The organism is Filimonas effusa (genome assembly GCF_004118675.1).
GTDB classification, from domain to species: Bacteria; Bacteroidota; Bacteroidia; order Chitinophagales; family Chitinophagaceae; genus Filimonas; species Filimonas effusa.
Genome location: NZ_SDHZ01000001.1, coordinates 1086890 through 1112875, shown reverse-complemented (window position 1 = coordinate 1112875; position 25986 = coordinate 1086890). Strand labels below are relative to the sequence as shown.

Sequence of the window (25986 nt, the reverse complement as noted above, 5' to 3'; positions counted from 1 at the left end):
CCGGCATATCATTCCATCCATCCGATTTACCCGGCAGGTGTTTTTCCAAATTTCTTTTTGAAAGAGTGGGTGAAGTGAGAAAGGCTTTCAAATCCAAGGTCAAGATAAATAGCCGAGGGCCTCAACTTTTTCTTTTCTATGAGGTACCAGGCTTCTGATAATCTTTTCTCCTGCAACCACTGCCGTGGCGCCATATTGAATGTTTGCTGAAAATCGCGCTTGAAACCGGAAAGGCTTCTTCCTGTCAATTGCGCAAATTTTTCGACCGGGATATTAAAATGATAATTGGTTAGCATGAACCCTTCCAGGTCTACTTTATAGGGTATTGAAAAATCGAATAGCATATTTTTGACCTCCGGCATAACATGCAGCAACAACTTAACTGCTTCGTTTACTTTTAAGATGCCAAGTTCTTTAGGCACGGAGCCTGTCTGATCGCGAACGTAGGGTATGATCGATTGAAAATACCCCTGAAGGAAAGCGTTTGCCGGAATCAGAACATTTGCGGGGCCAGTATTTTTCTGGTCTGCCACTATATTATCTTCCAATGCTATCCTTCTGAGTACATCTTCCTGAAGTGAGATCACTATTGTTTCGTAATCTTCGCCAGGCAATGGGGTTTTAGTGAGCTGTGCCAGCTGGTTTTTGCCAATCAACAACATCTCACCGCGTTTCATTGAAATCTTCTGGCTCGATGTTTCCAACGTAAACTGCCCTGAAACCTGAAACACAAGGGTATTATGCTTCAGGAAACCTACTTTTTCCTTTCTCGATGAAGAAAGATAAGAATAGAAGATTACTCCCGGGATTATTTCAGTTGGATTTACCATACTATCAACTTTTAAAAAGGGACTACTATTGAACCATTTCCTTTGCTAGCGCTGCAAGTATGTTCCTCCAAGAATTGAACCTACCGAAAACGCTTCATTTAACGTGGTCATTTCATCATGAGAGAATTCAATGTGCATGGCTTGCAGGTTTTCAGGCAAACGTGATCTGCGACTCATGCTTACCAAAGGCATGATATGGTCGCCTTGCAAATTTACCCAGGCAATGGCTAGTTGGGTAGGGGTATATCCTTTGTCCGCCGCCATTATTTTCAAAACTTCCACTTTTTCAAGGTTTCTTACCAGGTTTTCTCCCTGGAAACGGGAAAAGTAATTGCGGTAATCGTTGGCCTGAAGCGGCACCTTTACCTCACCTGTAAGTAGTCCTTCCGCAGTATTGGCGAAGGCTACCACCCCTATGCCCAGTTCTTTGGCAGCAGGTAAAAGATCGGTCTCTATCTGGCGGTCGGCCAAAGAATAACCTATTTCCAATGCAGTAACAGGGTGGATGCTGTTGGCCTTCCGAAGCTGATCGGCGGTTATTTCAGATACACCGAGATAACGCACCTTTCCTTCCTTGATAAGGTCGGCAACCGTGCCTATGACATCTTCAACAGGAACACTGTTATCCAGCCGGCAGGGCTGATAAAGATCGATGGTCTCTACGCCCAAACGTACGAGAGAGTAGTTGATAAAGTTCTTGATCGCTATAGGACGCAGATCCAGTCCCAGCATATGGCCGTTGTAAAAAATGGCTCCGAATTTAACGCTGATGAAGGCATCGTCTCTCCTACCCTTAATGGCCTTACCTACAAGCAGTTCGTTATGCCCAGCACCATAAAAGTCTCCTGTATTCAAAAAATTGATACCGCTATCCAATGCTGCCTGAATAGTAGCGACACTTTCGTTTTCATCGTTTACGGGGCCACCCCAAACCGATGACATACGCATGCATCCCAGGCCAAGCTTTGATACGAGCGGGCCGTTTTTGCCTAATTCAATTCTTTTTATGTTTTCCATTGTTTCTTATTTATGATACAAATGTCCCGCTTTCTACCTGATGGCATATGTCGTACACGGTTCAATTTTATTGCCTGTATGGTTCAATTACATCCGTTTACGCGAAAGGTTGTGCAATTTCAGAAAACCTTCCTTCAGTGCCTTTACAGCGGCGGACAGTTCCGTTTCATCCATTGATGCGAAGCCAAACCGGAATGCATTTTGTTCTTCGTCCCAACGGGTGATTTCAACATTTGTATTTGCTATAAGTCCGGTGACGGTATAACCGGCGTTTAACCTGATCCAGACAGCCATACCGCCTGTGGGTAAGGAATAGGAGATATAAGCTCCCAATGTTTCTTTCAGCAGCGTATCCAGGAAGTCTCTGCGTTCGTGGTAGCGTTTCTTTGCTTTTTTCAGATGCCTTGTCAACTCTCCCTCTTTAATTAAAGCTGCCAAGGCATTCTGCATATACCCATCCCCGCCTACATCAATGGTTTTCCGCAGGGCCGTACATTGCGCAATAAAGTTTCCGGGGGCCACCATAAAGCCTATCCGCAGAGATGGATCCAGCATCTTCGAGAAAGAGCCGATATAGATCAGGTTGCCGTTGTGATTGCCGCTTGACAAGGGTAAATACGGCGAAGAGGTATAATGATAGTCGTAATCATAATCATCCTCTATGATCACGAACGAGAATCGCCTGGAAAGCTCCAGCAATTTCATTCTTCGTTCCACGCTTAACGTTACTGTTGTTGGATAATGGTGATGCGGTATTACATATACAGCATCTATCTTTTTCTTTTTACACAGCTGTTCAATGGCATTGGTATCGATACCGCTGTCATCAACAGCCACCTCTATAACTTTTGCCCCGGTTTCAAGGAACGTTTTATTGGCAACAGCATAATTGGGATATCCTACAACTATATGGGAGGAACGCCCCAATAGCAGCCGGGCAGAAAGGTAGATGCTCATTTGTGCTCCATGTGTGATGAGCAGGTTGCCGGCAGAGATATTAAGCCCGCGGGTGACCGAAAGATAATTGACCAGTTCCTGCCTTAGCATTGGCGTTCCCTGTGCAGTTCCAATATGAGCATTTTTGATCGCATATTTTTTTGAGGTGAGTGAGCGGTATATTTTCAATAGCCCGTCTATTGGCGACAGCCTTACATCGGGATGTCCATCGTTTATCACTATTCCAGGCGCAGCGGCAGCCTCATTGTCGCCTGCGTTCTCTTCTATCATCCTGAAAGGCAGAGTTAAGTCATTTTCATACGGCGCTTTTATGCCCGTGTCGCCCCATTTTTTTGGCTTTAGCAAAGGGATCCGTTCCGATACCTGTACATGCTTTCTGGGTACAACCGTAATCCAATCCTGCGCATCCAGTTCTTCATAGGCGGCGATCACCGTTTTGCGATGCACACCCAAAGTTTTGGCCAATTCACGGGTACCGGGTAAATGCGTGCCTGGTTTAAAAGTGCCGTTCCTGATGGCATTTGTTATTGAAATGGCTATCTGCCGGTAAACCGGGATCTTGCTTTCTTTCTTGATGTGTATCGTGTGTTCGTATGGAAACATCTGGACTACCTTTTATATAGCATCTGGATCACGAATGTAGTCCTGCCGGCTCATACTTTTGCGCTCAGTAACAAAAATATTCAAGGTATGAATTACGAAATCAGGAAGGCAGGTCTTGAGCACCTAGACACCGCTGCGGAATTATTTAATCTTTACCGGGTCTTTTATCGCCAGGCGGATGATTATGAGAAATGTAAAAGGTTTCTACAGGAACGATTGAACAACGAACAATCGCATATCTTCCTTGCTTATGCGAGTGGCAAGGCGGTTGGGTTTGTTCAACTCTATAAGCTTTACCATTACATTAAACTTGAAAAGCAGTGGCTGCTAAGTGACTTATTTGTTCATCCTGATTACCGTGGCAATGGACTGTCCGTTGCTTTGATCGACCGCAGTAAACAGTGGTGCGAAGAAACCGGCGCGTGCGGGCTGATGCTTGAAACCGAAAAAACGAATGATACCGGCAACAAACTGTATCCGCGTTGTGGTTTTGAATACGATGGTTTGCACAATTATTACTATTGGTGGAAGTAACGACCGCAGCATTCAGAACATTTCATTAACCAAGCAGATGCATGAGCAAAGATATTTTAGCAAATATTGCTGTTATAAACAACAGGATAAATAATACCTGTACCAGGTATGGCAGGAACCCTGATGATATAAAGTTATTATTAGCCACCAAGACCGTACCAGCAGCACGTATTAAAATAGCGCTGGCGGCAGGATATACGCTCATTGCTGAAAACAAGGTCCAGGAGCTGAAAGAAAAGCACGAAATGTTACGGGAGATTCCGCACACCAATCATTTCATAGGACATTTGCAGACCAATAAGATCAAAGACCTGCTAAAACATGATGTTTCGTGCATTCAGTCCCTGGACCGTTTAGATTTAGCTGAAAAACTTCACCAGCGCTTACAGTTTGAAAACAAAACAATGGACGTGCTGATACAAGTGAACACTTCGTTTGAAGAAAGCAAATTTGGCGTAAGTCCTGATAAGGCTATAGACCTGGTAAAACAGGTTGCCCGGCTGGACACCTTAACCATAAAAGGTTTAATGACCATAGGCATGTTAAGCGCAGAAGGTGAAAAGGTGCGTAAATGTTTCCGACTGCTCAGGGATATACGACAGCAGGTAGCCAGGTTGCAGATAGAAGGAGTGTATATGCAGGAGCTTTCCATGGGTATGAGTGGCGACCTGGAAATTGCGATTGCTGAGGGTGCAACTATTATACGCGTTGGTACCGCCATTTTCGGGGAAAGGCCAACGCCTGATAGTTACTATTGGAACGAGTGCAATTGATCCTTTACGGGGTGCCGAAGCATTACAGTGTTTCGCGCCATAGGTTCCACCTTTTGCTCTGATAAGTTAACGTCATTTGCTGTTAGTGTTCACAGCCAGCATTCGTTGCTGGTTTATTGTAAATGACGATCCACTTTTAGTAATTTTCCTTTCGCATCGTAGATGTGGTAAATAACAGCACCATTTTCGAACGATGCCACCTTGCGCTGCAGCAGCTTTCCGTTTTTATCATAGGTTCTTATCACTTCTCCGGGGATGTTATAACGGTTGGTAATTTCTTCCCTTTTATCAAGCTTACCATTTTTGAAGTACTGAACCGTAGACTTGCTTTTATCCGTATCCCAGGCTTCGCGTCGTACCAGTTCTCCCTTTTCATACTCTTCGGAATACCTGAGCCCATCTTTGATGTATTCCTTTATAACTTTACCGGGCGCCAGCGTTTCGGGGATAGGGGCGGGTTTAAGGGTACGTATAGGCTCATCGTACCTTTCCACGGAATCGTATTGCAGGTGTTTGTAACGATACGACCTTTCTGAACCTTCCCCACAAGTGGTAAAAAAGATACTGGTATCGGCCACTTCATTGCTCGCCAGTTTTTTGCTGTTTCGCGCCGCGTACTTCAGTTTACTATAACGACGCAGATACCTGTCATCGTTATAAGGGTTAGCCCGGAAATAGTCTTCATTTCCGGCGGCATCGCGACTGATATACTGGTTGGTTCCCTTATCGAAATTATAACTGCTGCTATCCGGGAAAAACACACGGTAATGTCTATTGGCATAGATGCTGTTAATAACCGTTTTCCGTTGCAGGTCGTATCCGGCTTTCATAGCAAGGATCTCGTTCCATTGGCGCTGTTCCTCTTCATCGGGCGTATTTTTAACGTATCCGCGGTCGCCACCGTAATTGGAGAGCCTGATAACTGCCCTGTTTCCCTCAGCTGAAATATTTCCGCTGAAATCTTCGTATTCCAGTTTGGGGGCGATATAGGAGAAAACGAAATCGTTATATCCTTCGGTGTTTTCGAAAGTCCATGCCTCCAGTTTATTGCCGCGGTACCAGCCATCGTCGTCTGTTACGCCAATTAAAGTAAATGTTGCAGGTGTATAGGCAAGCTCATATACAAAGGGGCCATTAAAACAATTGGCGTCTTTATTGAAAACACGGCGTACACTGTTTGTATCAAAACGAACAAAGGTAGCTCCTCCCCTGTCGAAGCCCGCGAAATTGATCCGGGCAGTATCTCCTATGCTTTTATTGTGGGTGGCGAATACGTTGAACCTATCTTCTTTATCGGGATAGAAAAGCATATGATCCTTTTCGAACAGGTAGTTTCCAAAAACGGCGGTGGCGTAACCGTAGATCATAAACCTGCCATCATCAAACAGGCAGATGCCGTCGTTACCGCCATATCTGCCGGCATATTCTTTATAGCGCATGTTTTTTTCTGTAAGCTGAGCAGTTGCCGTTAATCCCAGTACCACAGAGGAAATTAACGTTAAAATTATCTTCATCGTTTCGTTTTATTGCAGGGTAACAGTTACCTTATAAAAGGCAATATTTCATTAAATGGCTTACCTGTTATTACACCATATAATGCAACCAGGAATAATAATGCCACGATAAGCAGTGTAATGGGTTTGTACCTGAAAACAATGCCTTTACGTTTTGCAAAGGCATCATAAAACCCTGTTCCCGCCAGGTACAAGCCGGCAAAAATGAGCATGAAGTAATTTAACTGCATCGTTTATTACACCTTTTTCTCTGTGGCCGTTTTAAAAGCCACATATAATCCAATCAGAACAACCAATATGCCTGTGCCCACCTGCGTCAGGTACTCTGCTACCCATCCGACGAGGATGGCTACCAGGCTGATCTTCCCGTTTTCATCGGGCAGAAACATCTTTCCGGAAAAAATATACACGGCAAATGCTACAAAAAGAGAAAGCCAGATAAGCGCGTACACGTAGTGCAGCGGATTTTTACTGAATTGGCGTTTTTTCATCATACACAACTAGCAAATGGTTAACAGATAAGTATTGATATTAAAGCGTGGAACAAATACAATGCCTAAGTCACCAAATGGTGACCATTTCCATTAACTTTATGTTTAAGCTACGCGGCCTACTGTGGGCTGTCACCGGGAAGCAGATTGTTTTATTTTTACACTTACCGGAATGAAAAGGAAAGCATAACTATGGATAACAGTTCAACAAAAGGCTCCCGTGGCAATAAAGTGCAAAGCAGGCAAAAATTTATGGACGCCGTGGAAGAGATCCTTATCACGAAAGGAGTGGCCGGACTTAAGGTGAACGACATTGCCAAAGTTGCCGGACTGGATAAAAAGCTTATCTATAAATATTTTGGCGGCGCCGATCAGCTGATCGATGCGTACATCCTGTCTAAAGACTTCTGGAGTAATGTCAAGGGAGAGAAAGTACCGCCTTCGATTGGTGACGGAGGGCACAAGTTCGTAGAACAAATGCTGTTATCGCAGTTTGATTATGTATTCCGGGATAGCGCCTTTCAGAAAGTATTATTGTGGCGGCTAACCGAAAAGCGGGACGTTTTGCAAAAGCTAACAGATGCACAGGAGGCAAATGGAGAAGTACTGCTTCAGGATATTACCGATCCGCATTTCGGCGACCAGTGGGCAAGGTTCCGGGCCATTATGGCCATACTTATCTCCGGCGCTTATTACCTGAACCTTTATGGCGCCGTAAACGGCAGTACCTTTTGCGGAATAAATGTTAACGAAGAATCGGGCCGTGCTGAGATAAAAGAGGCTTTTTCTTTCCTGTTGAAATCAACCTATTCGCAACTATGATACAAACACCACCCCTTTTCAACTGCCTTACCACAGTCGGGTTCCTGTTTATAACCTGCCTGCTATCGGCATCTTGTAACAGTACGCAGCAAAGTTTGCAAAAAGCGACATTGGATAAAGACACTGCGGCTGCCCTGACAGGCCCTTTACTGCAGCCGGAGAGGCAGGCAACAGCAACGGGTGACACAGCCATCGAGGTATTAAATGCCGAAGAAATACGTTTGAATGGCAAATTGAAACGATACTTTAGCCTAACCCAATTCCGGGCTGTACTTGGTGAACCGGACAGCACCAAACTGCTGCGTGATGAGGAGCCTTGCACCACTATTTTTGAGGAGGCAGATGGTTCTGTTGATCCCATGGCCAGTTACCTGTATAAAAACGGATCAAGGTACGAGCATGCGAAGGATAAAGTAGCCATTGATGAAATTAGTTTTACCCATGGCGACTTTATCATCTATCGCCAGGTTTCTCTTAACGCGGGCACCACAGTTGACGATCTGCGGAAGCTATTTCCAAATGCAGTGGCTCACATGAGCATAATGGAGGTGTATGAACATGGCAAATTACAGGTAATTCAATTAAGAGAAGATAACAACAATGTTTCAGACGGACAGATCAGGTTATTCCTGAAAGAGGGCAAACTTTATTCCATGCACTGGTGGTTTCCCTGTTAAAAAGCAGTCGCGTCAAAGAAGCGCTACGCCTCTCCGGATAATTGCCTTTGCCAATTTTACTGTAACTTTTCTGCCTTAAACCATGTACTAACTATGCGTCGATCACTTTTACCGGCTTCATTGGCTGTAATGACATTAATGGCTACATCGTGTGGCAACCATAAACCTGCCGCTGATGATGGTGTGAATGTCATTAATACCGACAGCCTTGGCAAACACCTTGCAGTACTGGCATCGGATTCGTTTCTGGGCCGTAAACCTTTTGGCGAAGGCGAAACCAGAACTATTAATTACCTGAAAGAACAGTTTCAGGTGGCGGGACTGGAACCGGGTAATAAGGATGGTTATTTCCAGGAGGTACCTATGGTAAAGATCTCCACCATGGCCTCCCCTGCCATGCAGGTGCAATCGGCCAAAGGTAATTTTACGTTGAAAGGATTTGAAGACTATGTGATCTGGACCGATAAAACCGACTCAGTTATCAGCCTCAAAAATAGTGAGCTCATTTTCGCGGGATATGGTGTAGTAGCTCCTGAATATAACTGGAACGACTATGCCGGGCTGGATGTTAGAGGGAAAGTGGTGCTGGTACTGGTAAACGATCCCGGCTATAACAGCGGCGACTCTACCTTGTTTAAAGGGAAGGCCATGACCTATTACGGGCGCTGGACATATAAATTTGAGGAAGCAGCCCGGCAGGGCGCCAAAGGTTGTTTGATTGTTCATAATACCCATGCAGCCAGCTACCCTTTTGCAGTGGTGCAGAACAACTGGAACGGATCGAGATTCCATCTCGACAACCGGAGCAAGCCACAGCAGTATTGTGATATGATCGGCTGGGTATCAGGCCCCGCTGCCAATAAGTTGCTGGCCGCTGCCGGACAGGATAGCTCCCTGCTTGCCAAAGCAGATCAACGTGGCTTTAAGGGCGTTGCCTTAAATACTAAAATATCCGCCAGTATACAGGTGCGATCAGAATATAATGTGTCGCACAATGTTATCGGCAAGATCACCGGCAGTAAACATCCTGATCAGTATATCATTTATTCGGCGCATTGGGATCATCTTGGCATTGGCAAGCCTGATGCTACCGGTGATTCTATTTATAATGGCGCTGCTGACAATGCGAGCGCTACCGCCGGGTTACTGGAGCTGGCCCGCGCTTTTAAAAGCCTTAATCCCAAGCCGGAAAGAACGATCGTATTCCTGTCTGTCACTGCCGAAGAGCAGGGATTATGGGGATCGGCTTATTATGCGCAAAACCCGGTATATCCTGTTGCCGGCACTGTGGCCAACATTAATATGGATATGCTGAGCACGCACGACAAAACCAAAGATATTGTAGTGGTAGGGCGCGGACAATCGGACCTGGAAGATCTATTGGAAGAAGAAGCTACCAGGGTAGGACGTTATGTAGCGTATGAACCGCATCCGGAAGCAGGATATTATTACCGTTCGGACCACTTCAACTTTGCGAAAGTGGGTATTCCTGCGCTGTATACGGAAACGGGTATCGACGTTTTTGGTAAAGGCAAAGGTTATGGCCAGAAACTGGATGAAGAATTCCGTGAGAAACATTACCACCGCCCTTCCGATGAATATCATGCGGATACTTATATGCTATCCGGTGCAGTGGATGACCTGCAACTGCTGTTTCGTGTAGGTAAAAGACTGGCGTTTGAGGAGAAGATGGCGCAATGGAAGGCTGGTTCTGAATTCAAGGCTATTCGCGATAAGCAATAAGGTGTTTTAAAATAAAGAAGGAGCCGCCCTGTTAACCTGGGCGGCTCCTTTACTTTTTAAGGGGCTATTTCAGCAACCACATTGCCAGACTCGGGTCATCATTTCCGCTGAACTGATCAGCTAATGATCTTGTGATATTTTCAGCATTATAATCCAGTTCTTTTTGGGGATACATCCACCTCAAAGGAAATACAGAGGCAGGAGTGTTTTGATTGGTAAGCGTGTTAAGTGTAAACACAGGATATCCAGTACGCCTGTTTTCGTACCAGGCGTTGTAATCTGCATCCTGAAAGAAACCTGCAATATATTTCTGGGTGATGATCTGTTTGATCTGGTTGTCGGCAGAACCGGTCAATGCCACTGTTGCGGGAAAGGCGTTGATGTAGGTGGCATCCATTGCCATGCCATGCGTATATGATGCAGGTGTGTATTTCGCCAGGAAGTTCATGTGACTTTTGATACCGTTGGCATAATAGGTTTGTGCATCGGTACCGGAGATCCAGCCACGAACAGTTGCTTCGGCCAGGATGAACTGGATGTCCCAATGGTTCAACAAACCAACTGGTTCGGCATTGTACATTTCTTCGTAACGTTTGTTCACGGCGCAGGATTTACCGGCATTTTTATTTGTTACGATCACACCCAACTCATCAGCCGGATCGATACCAAGGTAAGCACTGTAATCGGATGCTGTTTTACCTGCCGCGATCTGTGCCTTCGAAGGTTCTGCCATATAAAACAGGCGCTTGTCGGCTGTTGCTTTCATGGGATCTAACAGGTAGCTGGAAAGTACCGGGTAATCGAGGAAAGAGTTCAGCTGCGCAGCCGTATTGCTCCAGGGATAACAGTAACCTGCAGATGCTGTATAAGTTACTGCGAAGTTGTCGGTATAATCCCTCATCAGCGGGCGGGCGGCAACTGTCTTGAATTTATTGATCACGTCCAGATCGGCGTCACCTGTCTTTTTGCTAAGGTTGATCAATACGTACAACTGGAAGCTGTTGGCCAGTCTTCTCCATTTGTCGACGTCGCCCTGGTAAATGAAGTCGCCGGTAAAGTTTACGGCTTTCGCTAATAGTTCGTCTGCCTGATCGAGCTCTTTCAGGATGCCTTTGAAAACATCTTTCTGTGTATCGTATTTCGCTTTGATCATTCCCGTGGCGCCTTGTATTGCTTCGGAGTAAGGGATATCACCTACCTGCATGGTAGTTTGAAAGAACTGCCATGCGCGGATGAAATGGCCAAAGCCTTCGTACGTATTTTTCAGTTCTGCCGTGGTCGCATTTTTAATCATGGGTTCTACATCACGCAGTACCAGTAGCCGGCCGAAATCGACCCGAACCATCTTGTTATACTGGTATTCACTCACCTTCTCTGTCCAGCCTATATATTTACCAAGGGTAAAAGGCTGGCGGAAGTTATTGTTAAACGAAATATCTTTCGACGTTATGGAAGTGAGGATATTGTTGGCCAGCCATTCTGATGAAGCGGAAGTTGCTTTATCGGGATTGGTATTGATGCTATCGAAATCTTTAGTACAGCTGCTGAAACCTATACCGGCGGCCAGCGCTATAACTGCTATTTTAGAGATATGCTTAGTCATATTAGTATATTTTTAGAAGCCAACCTTAACGTTAAAGCCTACCATACGTTGTGCAGGCGCGTTCATGTTTTCGGTGTCGACATCGGGATCTGAGAACTTGAATTTCGTAAACAGGAACAGGTTTTGTCCTGTTAACGCTACTGATGCATTTTTGATACCTGATTTGCCTAACCAAGTTTGTGGGATTCTGTAGCCGATGGATATTTCGCGCACTTTTACGAAGCTTTTGTTCATTACGCCGTTTTCGTAGGAGTTGCCCCATTTACGTGCATATGCCTGGTAGCTTACTGCCACATCGTTTGGTGCGTACTGACGGGTATCGCTGGTGATCTTCCCGTTGTTGTCGTAGGCTACTGTACCGCTAACTACTTTCACACCCTGGCCAACATAGTTCTTCAGACCATTTACAACTTCATCGTAACGGTTGTTGTTATCAGTTTCAGGGTTCGCGCCTGTGTCGAACATTTTAGCCCAGACATAATCATACATGAGGCCGCCGATGCGACCATCGAGGCCAATACCAAGCGTCCAGTTACCGTAACTAAAGTTGTTGATAAATCCGAATACAAATTTAGGGTCGGTATAACCATACTGTTCTGTATAGCTGCTCAGCATGGGTAGGCCAGCCTGATGGATCACATTACCCTGGGGATCTCTAAGGGCTTTCTGTGTATAAGCCAATACATCCATACGGCCGCCTGCTTTTGTCCAAAGGTTCTTCGCGGAATACATCGGGTCAATATTTACATAGTACCTGTTCTGAGTAGAGAAATTGACCATAGCATTCCATTTGAACTTACCTCTGTTGATGATTGCACCGTCTAAGGTAATTTCAACACCGCGGCGTGCATAGGTTTCGCCTGTATTGATAAGGGTGGTGGCATAACCTGAAGAAGGCGCTACGCTTTGTTTGATCTGGTTGTTGTAATATAGCTTGGTGAAGTAAGCCACATCAACATGCAGGCGTTTGTTTAAGAGGTAGCCGGCTGTACCAAATTCCCAGGTTCTTGAAGTTGTAGGCAACAGGCTGTTTCCTGTAAGGTTATCGGGCGTTGTAGCGCTAAGCGTACCCCAGCTGTTGTTAATGGTATAGGCCAGGTTGTTGGCATATACATCGAGCGGCGTTTTGGTCATTGTCCATGAACCTCTGACTTTCCACATATCGATCCATTTGGGCATTTTGATAAACTCAGATATCAGCACGCTGGCGGCAACAGACGGATAGAAATAAGAACGCTGATTTTCTGCCTGGGTAGAGCTCCAGTCGTTTCTACCGGTAACATCCAGGAATACTGCGTTGTTCCAGGAAGCTGTTGCTTTTCCATAAACAGAATTGGTTTGTTTTGCCCAGGTGCCGTAGTTGGTGATGATACCATCAACACCGGCCGTGGTGGAAGGCACTGCGTTGGCGAGGGAATACCACCCCGGAACAGCCAGTCCGTTTCTTGTTTTGGCGCCCTGTTCTCTTTGTTTATAGTAGAAGATACTGGCACCACCTAATACATCGAAATTCCATTTACTTACCTGTTTGTTATAGGTGAGTAACAGGTCGCTGTTGATACTGTTACCCCAGCTTTGGTTCTGGCCATATAAACCTTTACCGCTGAAGTCGAATCCGAAGGTGTTTCCGATTGTCATACCCCTTGTAGAGTTGATGCCGGCAGGGTTCCTGATGATATCTTCGTTCTTGTAATAGTCGTAACCATTTCTGAACATCAGCTTCAGGTCTTTGGTGAAGTTATAGTTCATGGTGAGGCTTGCGTTAAGCTTGTTCTGCTCTGTGCTTCTCAGTTTTTCGTAAGCGATGAGGTAAGGGTTATCGTACCAGGCAGTGTACAACCAGTTCTGTTTCTGGTTTGGCGTTACCCAGTAATCTTTGTACTGGCGGATATCGTAATCCGGGCCTGTCCACATAAGGATCTGGTAGATATAACCCTGCTGGTCGTATGCACTGCCCCAGAGCTGAGGAGCGGTAGTACGGGTGTATCCCATATGGCTTTCCAGGGTAAATTTATCACCTGCTTTCAGTTCACCGCTCATGGTATAGTTGAGGATGTTGAGTTTCTGGTTGGGGAACTGACCTTTGTTATAGATATGGTTGAGCCCTGCCCTGAAGAAACCATTCTGACCACCTTTGGTAACGCTGATACTGTTGTTGGTGATGATACCTGTTTGCATGAAATTCCTGAGGTTATCTCTGCCGCTTGAAACCAGTGGCATTGTTTCATTCTGTTTGGTAACAGGATTCCATTGGGTAGCAGTTTGACCTATATCAAGCTTGGGGCCCCAAACATAATCGGTAGCGATCTTACCATCGAGGCCATGGCCATAAGAAGTTTGCACTTCGGGCAATGCCAGGTAACCGAGGTTAAACATGGTATTGCTGTTTACATCGACCGTAAGGCGATTTTCTTTGCCGCGTTTAGTGGTAAGCATTACCGCGCCAGCTGCACCCCGGGCGCCATATAAGGCGGCAGCGGTAGGGCCTTTCAGCATGTTGATGCTTTCAATATCATCTGTTGGAATATCGCGCATGGTCATATTACCATAAGGAACGCCATCTATCACCAGCAGCGGGGTTTCGCCGCGCATTTCCAGTTTGGGCATACCGTTGAACTCAGTAGAGTTCTTGATGGTAAGACCGGCCACCTGTCCGGTAAGAGAAGTTCCCAGGTCAACTCCTTTGATGGTTTGCATGCTGCTGCCTTTTACGGATTGCGTAGCATAACCCAACGCTTTTTCGTCACGTTTTACGCCCAGTGCAGTTACTACTACTTCACTCAGTTCTGCGGCGGCGGCTTCGAGCTTTACATCGATGCTGGTACGCTTTCCAACAATTTCTTCATGGGAGGCAAAACCAACAAGTGTAAAAACCAGCGTGGCATCGGGGCCTGAAGGAATGATGGAATAACTGCCGTCGGGTTTAGTAAGTGTACCATTACCGGTACCCTTTTCCAATACAACGACATTAGAAACAGGCAGCGCGCCATCGGTCACTATTCCGCTTACCTTAATTCTTTGAGCAACAGGAGCAGCCTGGACAGCCTGCCTGTTCTCGTCGTTTGTCTTCTTTACGGGCGTTTGGTATTCTCCTACCCTATCTTTTTCTACGATAGCGTAATAGTTAGGTTTTACGTAAAGGAATACGAGATCATTAGGATAGAGCACTCCTTTTAATACGTCTTCCAGTTTCTTTCCCGCCAGGTTACCGACGTTGTAAGTAGTCGTTTTTTTCTTTACAATCTGCGGGTCATAGACAAAATCGGTTTTGTACTCGCGGGTAATAGCTTTCAAGGCATCGATTACAGGTACAGTTTTTTGTGCATACAACTGACCTGTGAGCGCCAGTAGCAGGATCACAAGCAACTGCTTAAAATAACGCAGCGTCATAGTTGACTTTTTTTGTTTGTTTAAAGTAGGATTTGTTCCGTTTGCAGATGAAGTGTTGAGGATCGAAAAATTTACCCCAACTGTATGATAGTTTTTTCGCCGCACTAAGAAGCCAACAAAAGGCACTTATAACCAACCCCCAAAACAACTCTATGCAAATGTCTGAAAATCAGACAATTAAAATTATATTATTTATTTTTGCTATAGTATTGTTTATTCCCAGGAAACAATTACTTAACATAGTAAAGCCTCTTTAAAAGAGAGGCTATCTGAAAGTGGTATTCTTTTTTGATACTTTTGCACCCACTCCAATAACTATTTATTTAAAATGGACAATCCGGTTTTTCAGCATATTATGAATGGCGATATTGATGCCTATTCCGGATTGTACAAAGAATATTATAAACGGCTTTACAACTACGGAAGAAAGTTCACCAGCAATAGTCACCTTATAGAAGACAGTATACAAGAGGTTTTCCTTGATCTGTGGAATAGGCGGAATAAGCTTTCACACGTAGCGTCACCTAATTTTTATCTCTACTCCTCCTTCCGCTACGTCCTTATCAAAAAGATCAGGCAACATGACAAAATGGTATTAAATGAGGCGGCAGAAGAAGAGTACGAGTTTTCGAGTGAACATGTGATCATGGGCCGGGAGCTGGATGAAGAATTGCAGGCCAAACTGCGCAAAGCGGTTAAGACGCTGACGGGTCGCCAGCTGGAAGCCATATTCCTTAGATATTACGAAGGGTTATCTTATAAAGAAGTTGCATCTATTCTTAATATATCGGTTAAAGCCACTTATAAGATAGTAGCGAGGAGTCTTTTGGCGTTAAAAGAACAGGTTATGATCTTATTGTTATTTTTCTAATATTTGTTGTTTATATAAAATTTATAAAACTGTTTGGGGTAAAACAGGCGACAAAGGGTACTATATAATAGAATGAAAAGAGAATCGATAACATATAAATATGTTCAATATAAGGAAAGCGATTTTCTTGCGGATTCCTATTTCCAGGAATGGGTGTACCAGCCGTCGTTGGATAGCGAAGCATTTTGGCAGCGTGTAATAGACACCATTCCCCAGCAAAAGGAAACCATAGAAAACGCCCGCTTATACCTGAAAAATCTGTCGTTTGTAAACCATACTCCAACGGAAGAAGCGGTAGAAACAAGCTGGCAGAAGCATTTAGTGCTCATACAGGCCTTACCGGAATCATCGGTTAATGTGCGTATTCTTTCACGCCGGGTATTGTTCAGGGTTGCGGCAGCCGTAACGGGTGTATTGCTTGTTGTCGGCGCCTGGTTTATGCTGAACAAGGGACACGGTGCGCAAATTGTTGCCAGTACCGGTTTCGGAGAAATAAAACAGGTAGTGCTGCCGGATGGGTCGCAGGTTGACCTGAATGCCAATTCAAAGATCAGTTACCGTAATAACTGGGATAAAGGCGGCAGCCGGGAGGTTTGGCTGGAAGGGGAAGCGCTTTTCAACGTAAAACACATTACCAACCCGGCACATACAGCCAGGCAGTTTCTTGTACATACCAGGGCACTTACTGTTACAGTTCTGGGAACCGTGTTCGATATCAGGCAAAGGCGCAGCAAAACCGAAATTGTGCTGGAAAGCGGGAAAATAAAATTATCCTTCGTCAACGGCAAACAGCAGGATATTATCATGACCCCGGGGCAGATCGTATCATACAGTGACCGGGATGAGCGATCATTTACCGACAGCACTTCGCCCGAAAAGTTCAGTGCATGGAAGAACCGCCGGCTTATTTTACAGGATCCCAAGGTGAGTGAGATACTCCTTTACCTGGAAGACAATTTTGGCAAGAAGATCGTTATAGAAGACCGGGAGTTAAGCAACAGGACCGTGAACGGCCCTATTCTTATCTCTACGCTTGACGACGCCCTCTTTGTTCTTTCGACCATACTGAATACGGAAGTAGTGAAACGGGACAGTAGCACTATTATTATGCGTACCCGCAGTTCCAGGTAAAATTTTTAACTTTCATGATGGGGTAAGTTGATAGCATTTAAACACTATATGCTAAAGCGAAACTATTAACCAATTTGTCATGAAAAGAATTTTAGCTGTCATTATCTGCATCTGTGCTTTGGGCACCAGCTATGCTCAACAGCAATATCCTTATTACAGTGATATCCAGGCGTTCAAAAAACAGGACGCGATCCATCCGCCGGCCGGCGATGAAATACTTTTCATCGGGAGCTCTTCTTTCACGTACTGGCAGGGTATTAACAACTGGTTTCCGGGGCACCGCATTATCAACCGTGGTTTTGGCGGGAGCAATTTGTTGGATGTTATTCACTATGCCGACGACGTTATTTTCGCTTATCGTCCTAAACAGATCGTTATTTATTGCGGAGAGAACGATCTGGCATCCGATACTGTAAAGGCGCCGTTATTATTGAAACGTTTTCAGACATTATTCTCCCTGATCCGGAAAAAAATGCCTGGCATTCCGATCAGCTATATTTCCATAAAACCGAGTCCCAGCCGGGTAAGGCTGCTTGCTGAAACACAAAAAAGCAACAAAGCGATCCAGCAATTTCTGTTGAAGCAGCCCCATACCTCTTTCATTGATGTATACAGTAAGATGTTACGTGCGGATGGTTCTATCAACGCCGCCATCTTCGGAGAAGACCAGCTGCACATGAAACCGGCGGGCTACCGCATCTGGCAGAAGGCTATTGCTCCCCATCTTGTTGAACAGGTGATAAGCACCATGAAAGTTGCGAGTTTTAACCTGCGTCTCAACATTGCGTTTGACAGCGCCAATGCCTGGCCTCACCGTAAAGAAATGGTGAAAGACCTGATCAGGTATCATCAGTTCGATGTATTTGGGGTACAGGAAGCGCTTGCCGACCAGATGCGTGACCTGGATGCCATGGGTACTTATGCCCATGTTGGCGTTGGAAGAAATGATGGGAAAGAAGGCGGCGAGTTTTCTGCTATCTTTTACGATAAAGAGAAATATGAACTGGTTAAGTCGGGGAATTTCTGGTTATCGCCAACGCCTGAGATACCATCCAAGGGTTGGGACGCTGCTTATATCCGGATCTGTACCTGGGCGCGTTTGAGCGAAAAAACTACCGGCAAGGAATTCTATTTTTTCAATACCCATTTCGATAATGAAGGTGTTCTGGCGAGGGAAAATTCAGCTAAGATGATACTTGAAAAGATACACCAGCTGAGTGACAGGAACACACCTGTTATTATCACAGGCGATTTCAATTCAAGTCCTGAGACCAGCGCTTACGGTACTATTGTGAAGCAGTTCCGGGATGCGAAACTTGTATCCCAAACACAGCCTTATGGTCCCGACAGCACCTTCCAGGATTTCAAATATCATAACTGGACCAAGGTGGTTACAGAAGGCCGGATAGATTTTGTATTCGTGAATGACAATATAGAAGTGTTGAACTATGCCGTATTAACAGATTCCAGGGACCTGCGTTTCCCGTCGGACCATTTCCCCGTGGTTTGCGTTATCCGGTTTTAATGACGCAGCTGTTTCCATCTGCGATGCGACCACAGCCACCATGCCGGGATATTGTATTACAGCATCCCGGCATTGGTGTTTGGAGGATCAGAGTTTAATATTTAAACCCAGCGATGCATGGGGGGCTATACGGAAATAGTGTCCTTCTTCTTCCTGAAACATACTTTTCAGTTTTCTGTCCATCATCCTGGCGGGACGCGTGGCGTTAAAACCTACCGTAAGGGGTATCGATACCCTGCCTAGTTTAATTTCGGGGCGCAAACCAATTACGAGGTATTGGTGTGTGAAGATCTTGTCTTCGCCGTTCTGTTCCAGGAGGGCCATTTGTCCGTTCATTTCGAAGACAAAGCTTAAAGCCAGGTTCTTGTTTGCATTATATTCCACCGCCATTTCCAAACCTCTCATTGCAGAGACCTTTACCGCATATTTGCCTTCTGTTTTCCAGTTGAAGTAAAAAGCCGGGAATAACATTGGATAACCAAAAGAGTTATTTATGGCAAGCCCTCCCCCCAGATCGAGATTTGACCTCAGATGGCAAATAAAAACAGCGCCGCCACTGGCCAGGACGTTTTTCAGTTTCATTTGAGAGAAATTAGTGCCTGGCATATAAACACCGCCGCCGATAGTTGTCATTAAAGACCATTTACCCTTTAGCGGCCTCAAATAAATAAGGCCTACGCCAAGATTCATTATTTCATCGACGACCAGTGGTTCTGTAAAATTCTTATTGTTAAGTCTGGCATAGGCGCCGCCTATATTGATTGCCCACATCGTGGGGCGTTTGTTTTCATTTAATTTTGTGGACAGAGGAATGTTAACGCTTCCCTGATAAACAATTGCCGAACCTTCGCCATTCCCTGTATTTCTGCCGGTATCGGCATCCGGCAAATGATACTTTGAATTGCCAAAGTATTCTGTTTTAAGCTTCACCTGTGCGTAAAGGCCAGGATATGCTGCAATGATGCCTATGATAAACAACAGCTTCTTCATTTCAATGCTTTTATAATGAATAGTCAATGATTTGCTGTCAAAACTATCTGTACGAGGGGGCCTGGGGAACTCTTTTTGACGAACCATAGCTTTGCCTTTGACGAACGGATATGCATTGCAGTTATTTATCCGGTAATTTTACCGGCGCTAAACGACCTGCTTTTCCAGGGGAAACAAAAGCTTTATCATAATAAAAGATCATGCTGAGCGTAAAGGAGCGCATAAAAGACAATTACACTATCCTGGCGTGCTGGGTCATGTTATTTTTTGCTTTGTGGCTACAGGTTATACCCGAGACAACATCGCTGACCGAAGCAACTTTATATCCTACATTAACGTTACTGACCGTATCGCCGATCACCACCTATCTCAGTAACACATTATTACCTAAGGCCATCAAACATAAAACTGTCGTCGTTTTTGTTTTTCAATTCCTGGGATGTTCTGTTCTGATAGGGGTGGTACGTTTTCTTTACATGTACCTTTTTGCATTCCTGGAAAATGAAGGCGTCTTTCCACTTTCGGAGTATTTTAATATGAATATTCCGACGTACTATGTATTTGTATTAATACCAACGGGAATTGCGATCAATCTTTGCATCTGCGGGGTACGGTTCTTCCAGGAAAACCTGAAGCTAAAGAAAACACTTATAGAGTACCAGTTGCGTACGCTTCAGCACCAGATCACTCCCCATTTCATGTTCAATGTATTGAACCATATTCATATCCTGATGCAAAGCGATGTTGATCTTGCTTCTGATCTGCTCATCAAATATTCTGAAATATTACGTTACCAGTTGTATAACGGGGACAGGCAGCATGTAACACTGGAGCAGGATATTCAATTTTTAAAAGATTTTATTGCTATTGAAGAGATACGATGGGAAGGCAAATTAACCGTTTCCAGTTCGTGGAAAATAGAAGATGCCACGAAAGAGATACCTGCACTTCTTTTTATTACGTTCGTTGAAAATGCGTTTAAACATGTATCGAAATCTGATTTTGAAAAAGGTTATATTCATATAGGTTTTGAACAAGCGGAGAGCAGGATCTGTTTTCATGTAGAGAACTCAAAATCGACCTTATCTATAAAGAAAAGGAATACAGGCGGTGTGGGACTTAAAAACACAAAGGAGCGTCTTGAAATATTATATCCCGGGAAATATGAGTTATCTGTTGCGGAGACCGACCGTGTTTATCGAACAAAACTCATCATACAATTATAACAATGGCAGAACTAATATCAAAGCAGGTTACTCCCTCCAGGATCAAATGTTTGATCGTTGATGATGAATCTATTGCCATAAAGGGGATTGTGAATTATATAGACAAGCTGGATTTCCTGGAAGCTACCGCCTGCTGCTCCTCTGCGCTGGAGGCGGCAGAAATTCTCAAAAAAACGGAGATAGAGCTTATGTTCCTGGATATCAATATGCCTCATCTTTCAGGATTGGAATTTTTGGAAGCGCTTGAAAAGCCTCCGTTAACGATCATAACCACCGCCTATTCGGAATATGCTATTGAGGGCTTCAGGCTGCATGTTGTGGATTATTTGCTGAAGCCTATTGCTTTCCAGCGTTTCTTCCAGGCGGTGACCAAAGCGCAAACCCTGTTTCGTTCGCAACTGATATTGAAAGATGAGCATGAAGGAACTGTTTCGAATATGTATATCAGGCAGGGAGACGCTTTTCTACGGATAGCCTGGGAAGACATTCTGTATGCGGAGGGAATGCAGAACTATGTAAAATTGTATTTTAAGGATAAGGTACTGACCATTCATCAGACGATGGCTTCGCTGGAGGAGATATTACCCAAGGATCATTTTTTCAGGATACACCGGTCGTACCTCATCAGCATATCGCATATTCATAAAATTTCGGGTGGGCATGTTAGTATTAGCGGGCATCATTTGCCTATTGCAAAACCGAAACGGCAGGACCTGTTAAATGCGGTAGTGTATAAGAACCTGATAAGTAAATAGAAAGGAGCAGACATAAAAAAGGAGGTATGCAACTCGTTTCAAAAAGAATGGTTAATCCGTTAAGCCCTCAGTATTACTCTGGCATTGCGGATATTTGACTTTGTTTTAAACAAGATTTACGCTACCTCCTTTTCCATTCCGGCCCGAAGACCCGAAAAGAGGATGCAATTTAAATTAAAATTTGATACCGGCCAGAGGAATACGTCAAAACTAAGTTGATTTCTTCTTTGCTTTTGCTGCGTATTCGGAGGGTCGGCAGCCGTACACTTCCTGGAAGCATTTACTTAGATAGCTTGCACTGTTAAAGCCTACTTTTCCGGCAATGGCGGCGATAGGAAGCTCCTCTTCGAGTATGAGGCGGGCGGCATTTTGCAAACGGATGTTACGAATGAATAGGGAGGGTGATTTATCGAGCAGGGCAATTAGTTTGCGGTAGAGCCCGGTGCGATCCATACAAAGATCACGGCTCAGCATTTCTACGGAATAACCTGGTTCTTCCAGGTTCTTTTCCACCTGTTCTATTGCCTTTGCCAGGAATGCCGCGTCGGCCGGGCTGAGTGGAGTTGTTTCTTCCGCGTGTTTTTCATCGGCATCAGTTTGAACGGAACGGGTTTCTCGTTCTTCTTCCAGCAGCCTGCATTGTTCTATCAGACTACGGATGCGCAGCAGCAGGATGTCTTCTTTATGAAGCCGCTCCATGCGTTTGCGGGTAAAACGGGTATAACACCATATCCCCCCGGCCAGTATGGTAATGACGGCTATTATATATAAGGTATAGGCGGAGGTTGTTTTCCACCACGGGGGGCGGATCGTAATTGTCAGGGTAGTACCAGTCTCCTGCTGGTTGCCTGTGCTTACCTTAAGCACGTATTTACCCGGGGGCAGATTAGTATAGGAAATACGAAGGATACCACTGGCATCTGCCTGCTGGCTTCCTGTAGCTTCGCGCCAGCCGGCGTCGATACCCTGGAGGCGATACCGATAGCGGGTTTGTGAGGGATTCAGGTAGTTGACACCTGAAAACTCGAATGTCAGAAAATTCTGATTGTAAGCAAGGTTTATTTGCTGCGTGTAGGGTGTTGCCCGGGAAAGGATAATATTATTGTCGTAAGATCTTCCCGGCTCAACTTTATCCCCTTTCAGGAAGAGATTGGTAAATACTGGTTGGAACGATTGACGGAGAGCGGCGATCTGGTCAGGGTTCAGGATATTAAAGCCATTGATGCCTCCAAAGTAAAGTGTGCCGTTGGCGGACTCGAATGCGGCGCCGCCGGAATATTCACCTTCGAGTGCGCCGTCGTAGGTATTGAAATTGGTAAAATGCGCTTTATTATCTGCGGGATCTATCTCTATTTTGGAGAGACCATAACTTGTAGTTATCCAAAGACGGTGTTTGCGGTCTTCCAGGATGGCATGAACGAAGTTATTAGCCAGGCCCTGTTCTGTGTAATAAGTAATTGGGGCCTCACCGGGTCTGCCAAGTTTCAGGCCATCTTTTGTTGCGATCCATTTCCATCCGCGGCTATCGGTATATGGGTTGTTTTGTCCGGGATCCTGGTAAAGCTTATCCAGGATCTCTTTCGATACAACAGAGGTTGCAACCCGGGTTAATGACCTGCTCCCGGAAGCCGGGTGGTAATTATAAATTCCTGAACTGCATTTTATGAAGATATTTCCTTTCCGGTCTTCGGCAAACGCCTGTACTATAAGATCTTTTGTGGATGACGCCGGAAAATATGGACGCCCTATGTAAGAGAGTTTATACCTACCGGGATGATAGTATAACAGTCCCTGATTGAGCGTGCCAAGCCAGAATCCCCCCTGTTTATCGTAAAAGAGCGTACTGATCTCGGTATCGATAATTTTGCCGTCGACAGTTTTCAATGTGGGAAGGTATTCTTGTGTTCCCTTACTACGATCCAAGATCCAGAATCCATTTGTACAACTGACGTAAGCGGTTTCATCTTTAACTACCAATGTATTAAGCGTGTAGTTTGTTTCCAGGATCTTTTCCCAGGTACATTGCTGAAGATTGAAAAAGAAGAGGCCGCCTTTGCTGCCGTTACGAAGCTGGTAGAATCCATTTTTCCCTTTGACCACCAGGGAGGTGTTTTTAAAAAATGGCTGCTGCTCTTTAGGATAAGCCGCTTTCCTGCAGCGTGGTTTACCTGTTTCGAGGTTGTAAACTATTATTTCGCCGGTATTATAAAACAGGTACAGGCTATTTTTATCTGCCATCAGGTCTTGCAGTGCGCCCTCGTTACCGGATAGATCCAATGGTTGCTGCATGGCGCTGTTACACCATAATTTGCCGGCACTTAATAGCCAGAGGCGCTGTTCTGCATCGACAAAGAGATCCTCTGCCGGCTGCGGCAAGCCCAGTTTTTTAAGATGAACATCGAGACCGGATCTATAGTTTTCCTGATATAGATTAACGCACATTAACTTGTGTGCGTCTTTGATCCATAGAAGAGAATCGCCCTGCTGATAAACGCGGTAGTGACCGTTGTAGTTTTTAAGCGGGTACACATGTTCTTCTTTCCGGTGAATGTATTTGAACTGTGCACCATTAAACAAGTTAAGGTTCCCGCTTGTTGTAAATACCATTCTGCCGTCGTGCAACTGCAGGATGTAACGTACCTGATTATCGCTTAATCCATGTGATACATCAACAGGTGTGAATACAAAGTCATTTGCTTTGGCAATCAATGCCGTTACCAGCAGGGATATTGTTATTATCAATCGATTCATCGGCAAGGGGGCTTGTAAAAATGATGATGGTAAGCCCTGGCAGTAAATATATTGAAAGAGAGATTTGCAGCCAAAAGCCGGATAAAGGCAGCGCATGTGCCGGCAGAGAATAAAAAGGCAAAGCAAACGAAAGATCAGTGTTGTTGCGTTAATCCATTTCCAGTATAGACTTAGCGATTTAAAGCCTTTTAAAAAGAAAGAACACAACATTGATGTTATTGCATTAATTGCGCAGTGCAAGCTGTCCGTTATTATACAATCATTTATTTAATGGTAAAGTATTTATGTTTCTGACGATTATGATAAAATAATTCTTAAAATAAATTAGTTTATAAAATATAATAACATATTTTTATCAAATCAAACCTAACCAGCCGTTAACAAAATATGAAAACCAAACTTTTGCTTTTACCTATAACACTGATTGCTTTCCACCAATTTAATTTCCTTTTTTCCCAGGGACTTGTCATTAGTAATGGTAGCAATATTGTTGTCAATGGTGCCACGAGTATTGTGATTAACAATGGCGGCATTAACAACTCAGGGAGCTTTAATGCAAGTACGGGAACTATTGTTTTTACAGGTACCTCTACAGCTTCCCTTTCAGGCGCTTCCACTTCTTCTTTTTACAATCTGACAGTTAATAAACCCGGCAGCTTTATAACATTGGGACATAATGTGGGCGTAACTCACTCGCTTACTATGGAAACCGGGCATTTGAACCTGAATGGGTTTGATCTTGACCTAGGTGCAACGGGTTCATTAACCGGGGAAAAGCCAGCATCAAGAGTGATAGGTCCTAATGGCGGATACTTAATCAGTTCTGCTATATTAAATGCTCCCAACAAGGCAAACCCGGGCAATATAGGACTTGAAATAACTGCGTCGGCCAACCCCGGACTGGTAACACTTAAAAGAGGGCATCAGTCCCGTCAATTATCGGGCGGCTTTGGTATACACCGGTATTACGATATTACTGCTGCCAACAACATAGGTGAAAATGCCACGCTGCGTTTTCATTATTTTGATGAAGAGCTGGGCGGTGTGAGTGAGAGTGAGCTGGGGGTATATTCGGTTACATCTGTTACACCTGGCGGGGAGCTTGAGATAAAAAGTTTCACGGATCCTATCGCCAACTATGTAGAAGTCAATGGCGCTGCGCTTGCGGGCGTATTTGTGCCGGCCAGTACCATTTCGGATCCTGCGCGTTCTTCGTACTTTACAGTAACCCCGGTAGATAGCAGGGCTTTACTTCGCTGGGGCACGTTCTATGAAATAAATGCCGACCGTTTTGAATTGGAAAGAGCGGTAGGCAACAGTGGCTTCCAGCGGTTTGCCAATGTGCCGGCAGCAGGCACGGTAGCTACGCCCAATGATTATAATTACACAGATCCGGAGCCACTTAAAGGCCCTTATTTTGGTACCAGTCCGAGATATTATCGTTATAAAGTAATCTTCAAAGATGGCAGTTTCCGTTACTCTAACATCATATCCGTTGCTCCTGAAGGTTATCCAAGCGAAGTGCTGAGTATATATCCCAGTCCGAGTTACGGCCCGGTAAATGTGCGTTTCAGCAGCGTCAAAAACCAGCGTGTTGTACTGCAGGTGCTGGACAACCTTGGCAGTATAGTAGCGCAAGCCGAGATGAATGCTTTAACAGGTGCTAACCTGATAAGCTGTGATATCAGCCATGTAGCAAGAGGAACCTATTATGTACGCCTTATTGGTATCGCTAAGCAGGCATACAAAATACTTAAGCAATAATCACGTCAATCATCTATTC

At 44.8% G+C, this 25986-nt stretch carries 21 protein-coding genes; 11 read left to right on the top strand and 10 right to left on the bottom strand.

The window, feature by feature from the left end:
- Window positions 1–26 precede the first annotated feature (26 nt).
- The 3 genes from ESB13_RS04075 to pdxR all read right to left on the bottom strand — a co-directional run bounded on the left by ESB13_RS04075 (window position 27) and on the right by pdxR (window position 3407).
- Window positions 27–830: a helix-turn-helix domain-containing protein gene (locus ESB13_RS04075; RefSeq protein WP_129001747.1), complete on the bottom strand. Its 804-nt coding sequence runs from the start codon at window positions 828–830 to the stop codon at window positions 27–29.
- 45 nt (window positions 831–875) lie between these two features.
- Entirely contained in the window at window positions 876–1847 is a 972-nt protein-coding gene (locus tag ESB13_RS04070; protein ID WP_129001746.1) for an aldo/keto reductase, read from the bottom strand.
- 87 nt (window positions 1848–1934) lie between these two features.
- Window positions 1935–3407, bottom strand: a complete 1473-nt coding sequence (gene pdxR / locus ESB13_RS04065; RefSeq protein ID WP_129001745.1) for a MocR-like pyridoxine biosynthesis transcription factor PdxR — start codon at window positions 3405–3407, stop codon at window positions 1935–1937.
- An 87-nt stretch (window positions 3408–3494) separates the two neighbouring features.
- On the opposite strand from pdxR, the gene ESB13_RS04060 reads away from it, so the two are divergent.
- Window positions 3495–3941 (top strand): GNAT family N-acetyltransferase, encoded by a 447-nt coding sequence (locus tag ESB13_RS04060; protein ID WP_129001744.1) that lies wholly within the window; start codon window positions 3495–3497, stop codon window positions 3939–3941.
- A 41-nt stretch (window positions 3942–3982) separates the two neighbouring features.
- Window positions 3983–4714 (top strand): YggS family pyridoxal phosphate-dependent enzyme, encoded by a 732-nt coding sequence (locus ESB13_RS04055; protein WP_129001743.1) that lies wholly within the window; start codon window positions 3983–3985, stop codon window positions 4712–4714.
- Between the two features lie 113 nt (window positions 4715–4827).
- On the opposite strand, the gene ESB13_RS04050 is transcribed toward ESB13_RS04055, so the two are convergent.
- From ESB13_RS04050 to ESB13_RS04040, 3 genes are read right to left on the bottom strand one after another with little or no spacing between them, the layout of a single operon-like run.
- Window positions 4828–6228, bottom strand: a complete 1401-nt coding sequence (locus tag ESB13_RS04050) for a hypothetical protein (RefSeq protein WP_129001742.1) — start codon at window positions 6226–6228, stop codon at window positions 4828–4830.
- A gap of 26 nt (window positions 6229–6254) precedes the next feature.
- Window positions 6255–6458, bottom strand: a complete 204-nt coding sequence (locus ESB13_RS04045; RefSeq protein WP_129001741.1) for a hypothetical protein — start codon at window positions 6456–6458, stop codon at window positions 6255–6257.
- Window positions 6459–6464: 6 nt separating this feature from the next.
- Complete coding sequence (locus ESB13_RS04040; RefSeq protein ID WP_129001740.1) at window positions 6465–6722, bottom strand: hypothetical protein; 258 nt, start codon at window positions 6720–6722, stop codon at window positions 6465–6467.
- Window positions 6723–6911: 189 nt separating this feature from the next.
- Here ESB13_RS04040 and ESB13_RS04035 point away from each other — a divergent pair, with 189 nt between their 5' ends.
- From ESB13_RS04035 to ESB13_RS04025, 3 genes are all read left to right on the top strand, one after another.
- On the top strand, window positions 6912–7541 hold the full coding sequence (locus ESB13_RS04035) for a TetR/AcrR family transcriptional regulator (protein ID WP_129001739.1): 630 nt from the start codon (window positions 6912–6914) through the stop codon (window positions 7539–7541).
- The gene (locus tag ESB13_RS04030) at window positions 7538–8218 is read left to right on the top strand and encodes a hypothetical protein (protein ID WP_129001738.1); all 681 of its coding nucleotides are present in this window, start codon (window positions 7538–7540) and stop codon (window positions 8216–8218) included. The genes ESB13_RS04035 and ESB13_RS04030 overlap by 4 nt, the downstream gene beginning before the upstream one ends.
- A 93-nt stretch (window positions 8219–8311) precedes the next feature.
- Window positions 8312–9961 (top strand): M28 family metallopeptidase, encoded by a 1650-nt coding sequence (locus ESB13_RS04025; protein WP_129001737.1) that lies wholly within the window; start codon window positions 8312–8314, stop codon window positions 9959–9961.
- Window positions 9962–10025: 64 nt separating this feature from the next.
- Here ESB13_RS04025 and ESB13_RS04020 read toward each other — a convergent pair whose 3' ends face one another.
- Entirely contained in the window at window positions 10026–11564 is a 1539-nt protein-coding gene (locus tag ESB13_RS04020; protein ID WP_129001736.1) for a SusD/RagB family nutrient-binding outer membrane lipoprotein, read from the bottom strand.
- A 12-nt stretch (window positions 11565–11576) separates the two neighbouring features.
- Window positions 11577–14954 (bottom strand): SusC/RagA family TonB-linked outer membrane protein, encoded by a 3378-nt coding sequence (locus tag ESB13_RS04015; RefSeq protein WP_129001735.1) that lies wholly within the window; start codon window positions 14952–14954, stop codon window positions 11577–11579.
- 328 nt (window positions 14955–15282) lie between these two features.
- Here ESB13_RS04015 and ESB13_RS04010 point away from each other — a divergent pair, with 328 nt between their 5' ends.
- The 3 genes from ESB13_RS04010 (at window position 15283) to ESB13_RS23900 (ending at window position 18481) form a co-directional block, all read left to right on the top strand.
- On the top strand, window positions 15283–15825 hold the full coding sequence (locus ESB13_RS04010; protein WP_129001734.1) for an RNA polymerase sigma factor: 543 nt from the start codon (window positions 15283–15285) through the stop codon (window positions 15823–15825).
- Window positions 15826–15897: 72 nt separating this feature from the next.
- Window positions 15898–16956 (top strand): FecR family protein, encoded by a 1059-nt coding sequence (locus ESB13_RS04005; RefSeq protein WP_129001733.1) that lies wholly within the window; start codon window positions 15898–15900, stop codon window positions 16954–16956.
- A gap of 79 nt (window positions 16957–17035) precedes the next feature.
- Window positions 17036–18481 (top strand): endonuclease/exonuclease/phosphatase family protein, encoded by a 1446-nt coding sequence (locus ESB13_RS23900; protein ID WP_220399541.1) that lies wholly within the window; start codon window positions 17036–17038, stop codon window positions 18479–18481.
- Between the two features lie 87 nt (window positions 18482–18568).
- On the opposite strand, the gene ESB13_RS03995 is transcribed toward ESB13_RS23900, so the two are convergent.
- Complete coding sequence (locus ESB13_RS03995) at window positions 18569–19471, bottom strand: DUF6268 family outer membrane beta-barrel protein (protein ID WP_129001732.1); 903 nt, start codon at window positions 19469–19471, stop codon at window positions 18569–18571.
- A gap of 200 nt (window positions 19472–19671) precedes the next feature.
- Here ESB13_RS03995 and ESB13_RS03990 point away from each other — a divergent pair, with 200 nt between their 5' ends.
- Together ESB13_RS03990 and ESB13_RS03985 are read left to right on the top strand one after the other, a co-directional pair.
- Complete coding sequence (locus ESB13_RS03990) at window positions 19672–20697, top strand: sensor histidine kinase (RefSeq protein WP_129001731.1); 1026 nt, start codon at window positions 19672–19674, stop codon at window positions 20695–20697.
- Between the two features lie 2 nt (window positions 20698–20699).
- Window positions 20700–21452: a LytR/AlgR family response regulator transcription factor gene (locus ESB13_RS03985; RefSeq protein WP_129001730.1), complete on the top strand. Its 753-nt coding sequence runs from the start codon at window positions 20700–20702 to the stop codon at window positions 21450–21452.
- A 210-nt stretch (window positions 21453–21662) separates the two neighbouring features.
- On the opposite strand, the gene ESB13_RS03980 is transcribed toward ESB13_RS03985, so the two are convergent.
- Complete coding sequence (locus ESB13_RS03980) at window positions 21663–24203, bottom strand: helix-turn-helix domain-containing protein (protein WP_129001729.1); 2541 nt, start codon at window positions 24201–24203, stop codon at window positions 21663–21665.
- A gap of 387 nt (window positions 24204–24590) precedes the next feature.
- On the opposite strand from ESB13_RS03980, the gene ESB13_RS03975 reads away from it, so the two are divergent.
- Window positions 24591–25967: a T9SS type A sorting domain-containing protein gene (locus ESB13_RS03975; RefSeq protein ID WP_129001728.1), complete on the top strand. Its 1377-nt coding sequence runs from the start codon at window positions 24591–24593 to the stop codon at window positions 25965–25967.
- The last annotated feature ends 19 nt before the right edge of the window (window positions 25968–25986 follow it).